This window comes from Nocardioides sp. (genome assembly GCF_036401255.1).
GTDB lineage: Bacteria > Actinomycetota > Actinomycetes > Propionibacteriales > Nocardioidaceae > Nocardioides.
Window position 1 is genome coordinate 1 of the sequence record NZ_DASWVI010000169.1, and the last position, 6,244, is coordinate 6,244.

A 6,244-nucleotide genomic window follows, 5' to 3' on the forward strand; every position below is an offset into this window, starting at 1 on the left:
CGACGACGAGCGCGGCCGCGTGCTGGCCGACCACGTGGCCGCCGCGGGCGTGGAGCTCGCGGGCGATCCGCAGGTGCTGACCCGCACTGCCACCGCGGCCGCGACGATCGGCGCCGACGGGGCCGCGACCTACGAGTTCGACCTCGAGTGGCGGGTCCCCGAGGTCGACGCCGAGCCGGCCCCGCTCGTCGTGCACACCTGCTCACTCGGGGCCGTGCTCGAGCCGGGCGCCGACGACGTGCTGGCGCTGGTCGATCGACTCCGGGCGGAGGCCACGATCAGCTACGACGTCAACGCGCGCCCGGCGATCACCGGCACCGGCCCCGAGGTCGTCGCCCTGGTGGAGCGGCTGGCGGCGCTGTGCGACGTCGTGAAGGCCTCTGACGAGGACCTGGCCGCGCTCTATCCCGGCCTTTCGCTGGAGGCCGCCGCGCGGTCGCTCCTGCAGCTCGGTCCCGCGGCGATCGTCGTGACCCGCGGGGGCGACGGGGCGACGTGGGTGCACCGGGCGGGCGTGGTCGAGGTGGCCTCGCTGCCGGTCACCGTGGCCGACACGATCGGCGCCGGGGACACCTTCGGGGCGGCCGTCATCGACGCGCTCTGGGAGCGCGACCTGCTGGGCGCCGCGCGCCGAGAGCAGCTGCGCGACCTCGCGCCGGAGGTCGTCGCCGAGGTGCTCGCGCACGCCGCCAAGGCGGCCGCGGTGACGGTGTCCCGGCCGGGCGCGGACCCGCCGTACCGCCATGAGCTGGACTGAATCGGGCACCCGGGGGATATATTCCACCGCAATCGATCGGGGGCGATCACTCCTCCTGCAGATTGCGAGTCTCGGATGAACAACCGTCGTACGACCCAGCGCGCACTCCTGGCCGGCGCCCTGTCCGCCGCCCTCGGCGGCGTCGCGCTCTGCGCTCCCGCCACGGCCACCAAGCCCGGCAGCGGCAGCGACCAGGGCACCGGCAGCGTCTTCATGGTCAACCCCGTGCAGTCCTCCGGCGACCAGGGCCTCACCGACCAGAAGGACTCGGCCACGGCGGTGCCGGCCACGGCCTACGCCTCCGTGCCGCTGCGCAACCTCGACGGCTCGGGCTACCTGCGCGGGACGTGGGTCAACGTCCGGTCGACGACCGGAGCCCCGGCGTACAGCCCGGCGAACACGTTCGACTACCTGCGCGACGACGACAGGTTCGAGCAGGTGATGGCCTACTTCTGGGTCAACCAGGCGCAGGAGTACCTCCAGTCGCTCGGCTTCGGCAGCACCCTGCCCGCGGTGAACGCCGAGAGCCAGGACGTGCGCATCGACCAGTACGGCCAGGACAACAGCTACTCCTGGGACAAGCACGACTACATCCGGCTCGGCAAGGGCGGCGTCGACGACGCCGAGGACGCCGAGGTGATCGTCCACGAGTACGGCCACGCGGTCCACGACGCCCAGGTGGCGGGCTTCGGGGCCAGCCTCGACGCCGGCTCGATCGGCGAGGCGTTCGGCGACTACCTGGCCGTCACGGTCGGGCTCGACGCCGCGCGGCAGTACGGGTGGCCGGTCAACGCGCCGGCGCCGTGCGTGATGGACTGGGACGCCACCTCCTACACCTCGACCGTCCCGCACTGCCTGCGCCGTCTCGACACCGACCTGGTGCTCGAGGACCGCCGGGGCGAGGTCCACTACGACGGCATGATCTGGAGCGCGGCACTCTGGGACATCCGCCAGCGTTGGGAGGCGCTCGGCCTCAGCTCGGGAGACTGGGACCGGACCTTGGTGCTGAGCCAGTTCGACTACGCGCCGGACACGGACTTCGCGGCCGCCGCGCAGGCGACGTACCGCACCGCGCTCGCCACCCAGGGCACGCAGGCCGCGGACGCCGTGCGGGCGGGATTCGCCGCCCGGCACATCGTCTTCTAGGCACCGGCTCCTAGGTGGGCTCCGGCGCCAGGAACGCGTGCACGAGCGGGACGACGGAGGCTCCCTCGCCGCTGGCGGAGGCGACCCGCTTCATCGAGCCCGACCGCACGTCCCCGGCGCAGAACACGCCGGGAACGGTCGTGGTGAGCTCCGCCGGTGGGAGGCCGTCACGCCAGTGCTCGCGCGGCACGTCGCGACCGGTGAGCACGAAGCCGTGGTCGTCGCGCGCGATCGCCGGCGGCAGCCAGTCGCAGTGCGGCTCGGCGCCGAGCAGCAGGAACAGGCCGGACGCCGGCACCCGCTCACGCTCGCCGGTGCGGACGTCCTCGAGGCAGAGCCACTCGAGTCGGCCGTCGCCGCCGCCGTCGACCACCGTGGTGCAGGTGCGCACCGACACCCGGGGGTTGTACTCGATCTCGTTGATCAGGTACGACGACATCGTCTCGGCCAGCGCGGGCCGGCGCACCAGGATCGTGACGGAGCGGGCGAACCTCGCCAGGTGCATCGCGGCCTGTCCGGCGGAGTTGCCGCCGCCGACCACGAACACGTCCTGACCCTCCATCTCGCGGGCCGCGGTCATCGCAGCGCCGTAGTAGACGCCGGTGCCGACCAGCTCCTCGAGCGGGTCGACGCGCAGCTTGCGGTAGGCGACGCCGCTGGCGATGACGACCGCCCGTGCCCGGACCTCGCCGCTGTCGGTGCACAGCACGTGCGGGTCGCCGTCGAGCCCGGGCCGGAGCTCGTCGACGACCTGCCCGGTGTAGAACCGAGCCCCGAACCGCAGGGCCTGGTTGCGGGCCCGCTGGGCCAGCCGCATGCCGGAGATGCCGCGCGGGAAGCCGAGGTAGTTGCGGATCATCGAGCTGGTGCCGGCCTGCCCGCCGATCGCCTCGGCCTCGAGGATCACCGTCGAGAGGCCCTCCGACGCGGCGTAGACGGCGGCGGCCAGGCCCGCCGGCCCGCCGCCGACGACCGCGACGTCCACGACGTGGTCGAGGTCGATCTCGGTCGGGGCGCCGTAGAGGCTCGTCGCCACGTCACGGACCGAGGTCGCGTGGACGACCGGCCGATCGATCGCGTAGACGAGCGGGTACGCCGGCTCGTCGTCCCACAGGTCGAGGACGTAGCGACCGCCGTCGGAGTCCGGCGGGTAGACCCGGCTCGGCATCCCCATCCGGTCGAGGAAGTCGCGGATGCCCAGCGTGAGCGCGTCGCGCGCGGGCGAGACGATCTTGACGGCCACCACCTCCGGGTCGGGGACCGTCGAGCCCCAGTCGGACAGCAGGTCGGTGATCGCGTGGTGGAACTCCTCGTCGCGGATGCCGCGGGGCATCAGCAGGTACGCGTCGTACTTGCCGGCCGCCATGCCGGCGCGCAGGCCGGGGCCGTCGGCGACGAACCGGTCCCAGTGCGCGGCGATCACCCGTCGGGCGGTCGGGACCTTCTCCCGGAGCTTGTGGAAGGCGTGCAGGACGCTGTCCGCGTCGGGGACGACGGACTCGGTGACGTAGAGGGCGACGGTGCCGCCGCCGGCCACGATGTCGTGGGTGGCCTCGAGCGCCTCGCGGCAGGACCGCACGAGACGCAGGTCGTATTCCTGCTGGTAGCGGGCGAAGCCACCGAGCAGCTCGTCGGGGTGCTCGGACCCGATCAGCACGATCGCAGGGGTGCTCACCCGAGAAGCGTAAGGAGGCCGCGCAATAGGGTTATCGGCGTGCGCATCCGGCTCGACCTCGCCTACGACGGCACCGACTTCCACGGCTGGGCGGCCCAACCGGGGCTGCGGACCGTCCAGGGCGAGCTGACCGCCGCGCTGGCGACGGTGCTGCGGGTGCCGGCCGTCGAGGTCGTGTGCGCGGGCCGCACCGACGCCGGGGTGCACGCGCGCGGGCAGGTGGTGCACGCCGACCTGCCCGACGGGGTCACGGCCGACGAGCTGGCCCGGCTCGTACGCCGACTCAACGGACGACTCCCCGCGGACGTGCGGGTGCGCCGCGTGGTCGAGGCGCCCGACGGGTTCGACGCCCGGTTCGGCGCCCTGTGGCGCCGCTACGCCTACCGGATCGCGGACTCACCCGACATGGTCGACCCGCTCACGCGCACGCACGTGCTCACCTGGCCGCGGCCGCTGGACGTCGAGGCGATGAACGCGGCATCGGCGGCCCTGGTCGGCCGGCACGACTTCGCGTCGTTCTGCAAGCAGCGCGAGGGCGCGACCACGATCCGCACGCTGCTGGAGCTGGCCTGGTCCCGGGAGGCGTCCGGGGTGCTGGTGGGGACCGTCCGGGCGGACGCGTTCTGCCACAGCATGGTCCGGGCGCTGGTCGGCTGCCTGATCGCCGTCGGCGAGGGCCGCAAGCCGGTCGCGTGGGCCGAGCAGATCCTGCGCGCCGAGGCGCGGGACCCGGCGGTCGCGGTCGTGCACGCCCACGGGCTCACGCTGGAGGAGGTCGCCTACCCGCCGGACGAGGAGCTCGCGTCCCGGGCCCAGCAGACCCGGGCGAAGCGGGTGGCTGAACACCCCACGGAATCGCGGACCTCCCCCGCTTCGCTCCTCCGGCCGCGATTCCGAGGGGACCCCGACGATGCCTGAGGACCACTACTTCACCGCCGACCCGGCGGCGCCGTTCGAGCGCGAGGCGTTCACCTGCGAGGTGTGGGGCCGCCGGCTGCGGCTCGTCAGCGGGTCGGGGGTGTTCAGCCGCGGTCACCTCGACCACGCGACCGCGGTGTTGTTCCGCGAGACTGAGCCGCCGGCACCGGGGCGAATCCTGGACCTCGGCTGCGGCTACGGCGTCATCGGCCTGGCGATCGCCGCGGCGGTGCCCGGGGCGAGCGTGACCGCGGTCGACGTCAACGAGCGGGCACTGCTGCTGGCCCGGGAGAACGCGACCGCGCTCGGCCTCGCCGACCGGTTCACGGCCGTGCGGCCCGACCAGGTGCCGGCGGAGGCGGCGTACGACGAGATCTGGTCCAACCCGCCGATCCGGATCGGCAAGCAGGCGCTGCACGAGCTGCTGCTGACCTGGCTGCCGCGGCTGGCGCCCGGGGGGCGTGCCGTGATGGTCGTGGGCAAGAACCTCGGTGCGGACTCGCTGCAGCGCTGGCTGGGCGACCAGGGCTGGCCGACCGAGCGGATCGCCAGCGCGAAGGGGTTCCGGGTGCTGGAGACTCGCCCGGGGCCGGGACGCACGGCATAGGATCGGGGCTGGAGGCGCGAGGCGCACTCATCGAGCGAGGAAGGTGGAGTCGAGCGGGATGGCGCGGGGCGACCATGTCTACGTCCGCCGCGGGCGCCGCTACACCCACCACGGGATCGACTGCGGTGACGGCTCGGTCATCCACTACGTGGGACCACGCGGCACCGTCCGGCGCGTCGCGCGCACCCCGGTCGAGGAGTTCGCGGCCGGGTCGGAGGTGCTGGTCCGGACCTACGAGACGCGCCTGAGCGCCGACGAGGCGATCGCGAACGCGGAGTCCCGGCTGGGCTCATCCGGCTACCACCTGGTGCGCAACAACTGCGAGCACTTCGCGGCCTGGTGCTGCACCGGACGGGCCGCCAGCACGCAGGTGCGGCGCTGGTTCCTCGGGTCCCAGGGCGCGCTCGCGACCATCGTCACCGCCGAGTCGGCCGGCGCCCACATGGTCCTGCTCGGGACGGCGGGGGCCGGCCTGTACGTCGCGGCCCGTCCGCTGCGTCGCCGGCGCTGGTTCCACGGCCCGGTGAGCGCTCCGGCGGACGAGGCGGCGTGACGCCCGCGCGCAGCACCGGGAGGCGGTTGGTCGGGGAGGCCGTCCGATTCCTCGCGGTCGGCGGCCTGGCCACGCTGGTGTCCGTCCTCGGGTTCAATGCCCTGGTCCACGGCGTGCTCGTCGACTCTGCTCCGATGCGCGACCACCCGGTCACGGCGTACGTGCTGGCCAACGCGGTCGCCGGCCTGGTCGCCTACGCGGGCCTGCGGCTGTGGGCGTTCAACCACCGCGACGTGCGCGACGACCCGGTCGCGAGCGTCGTCAGGTTCTTCGCGCTGGGCGCGGCCACGATGGCGATCCCGGTGCTCTGCCTGGCCGTGAGCCGCCACGTGCTCGGCCTGGAGGGGGTGTGGGCCGACAACATCTCGGCCAACGTGATCGGCCTGGGTCTCGGCACCGCCGCCCGGTTCTGGGTCTTCCGGCGCTACGTCTTCCCCGACGGCACCGCGCCGCCCCTGCTCGACGCCGGCCGGTCGTGACGAGCCGCCCTCACCGGGTGCGGACGCGTGCCGCCTGCCGGGTGAGGTGGTCGCGCTCGGCGACGCTGCCGGCGGCGGCTGCCGCCGCCACGTAGAGGTCGTGCGCCGC

General features: G+C 73.9%; 7 protein-coding genes. 6 read left to right on the forward strand and 1 reads right to left on the reverse strand.

Annotated elements, in window-relative coordinates; all coding sequences use genetic code 11:
• On the forward strand, positions 1–757 hold a 757-nt coding region (locus VGD85_RS08045; RefSeq protein ID WP_331062935.1), incomplete at its 5' end, for a PfkB family carbohydrate kinase.
• 75 nt (positions 758–832) lie between these two features.
• Positions 833–1,903: a M36 family metallopeptidase gene (locus VGD85_RS08050; protein WP_331062936.1), complete on the forward strand. Its 1,071-nt coding sequence runs from the start codon at positions 833–835 to the stop codon at positions 1,901–1,903.
• Between the two features lie 10 nt (positions 1,904–1,913).
• On the opposite strand, the gene VGD85_RS08055 is transcribed toward VGD85_RS08050, so the two are convergent.
• A complete protein-coding gene (locus VGD85_RS08055; RefSeq protein WP_331062937.1) occupies positions 1,914–3,578 on the reverse strand; it encodes an FAD-dependent oxidoreductase in 1,665 nt (554 codons plus the stop codon).
• Positions 3,579–3,617: 39 nt separating this feature from the next.
• Here VGD85_RS08055 and truA point away from each other — a divergent pair, with 39 nt between their 5' ends.
• Genes truA through VGD85_RS08075 form a run of 4 tightly spaced genes read left to right on the forward strand, consistent with a single transcriptional unit; the run spans position 3,618 to position 6,135 of the window.
• Entirely contained in the window at positions 3,618–4,496 is an 879-nt protein-coding gene (truA, locus tag VGD85_RS08060; RefSeq protein WP_331062938.1) for a tRNA pseudouridine(38-40) synthase TruA, read from the forward strand.
• Positions 4,489–5,103: a class I SAM-dependent methyltransferase gene (locus VGD85_RS08065; protein WP_331062939.1), complete on the forward strand. Its 615-nt coding sequence runs from the start codon at positions 4,489–4,491 to the stop codon at positions 5,101–5,103. Before truA ends, VGD85_RS08065 begins: the two co-directional genes overlap by 8 nt.
• Before the next feature lie 43 nt (positions 5,104–5,146).
• Positions 5,147–5,656: a lecithin retinol acyltransferase family protein gene (locus VGD85_RS08070; RefSeq protein WP_331062940.1), complete on the forward strand. Its 510-nt coding sequence runs from the start codon at positions 5,147–5,149 to the stop codon at positions 5,654–5,656.
• Positions 5,653–6,135: a GtrA family protein gene (locus VGD85_RS08075; protein WP_331062941.1), complete on the forward strand. Its 483-nt coding sequence runs from the start codon at positions 5,653–5,655 to the stop codon at positions 6,133–6,135. The genes VGD85_RS08070 and VGD85_RS08075 overlap by 4 nt, the downstream gene beginning before the upstream one ends.
• Positions 6,136–6,244: the final 109 nt, after the last annotated feature.

What these genes read in the sequence shown, in the direction of transcription:
- VGD85_RS08050 (WP_331062936.1), top strand. Translation starts at nt 833, where the DNA reads ATGAACAACCGTCGTACGACCCAGCGCGCACTCCTGGCCGGCGCCCTG.
- VGD85_RS08065 (WP_331062939.1), top strand. Translation starts at nt 4,489, where the DNA reads ATGCCTGAGGACCACTACTTCACCGCCGACCCGGCGGCGCCGTTCGAG.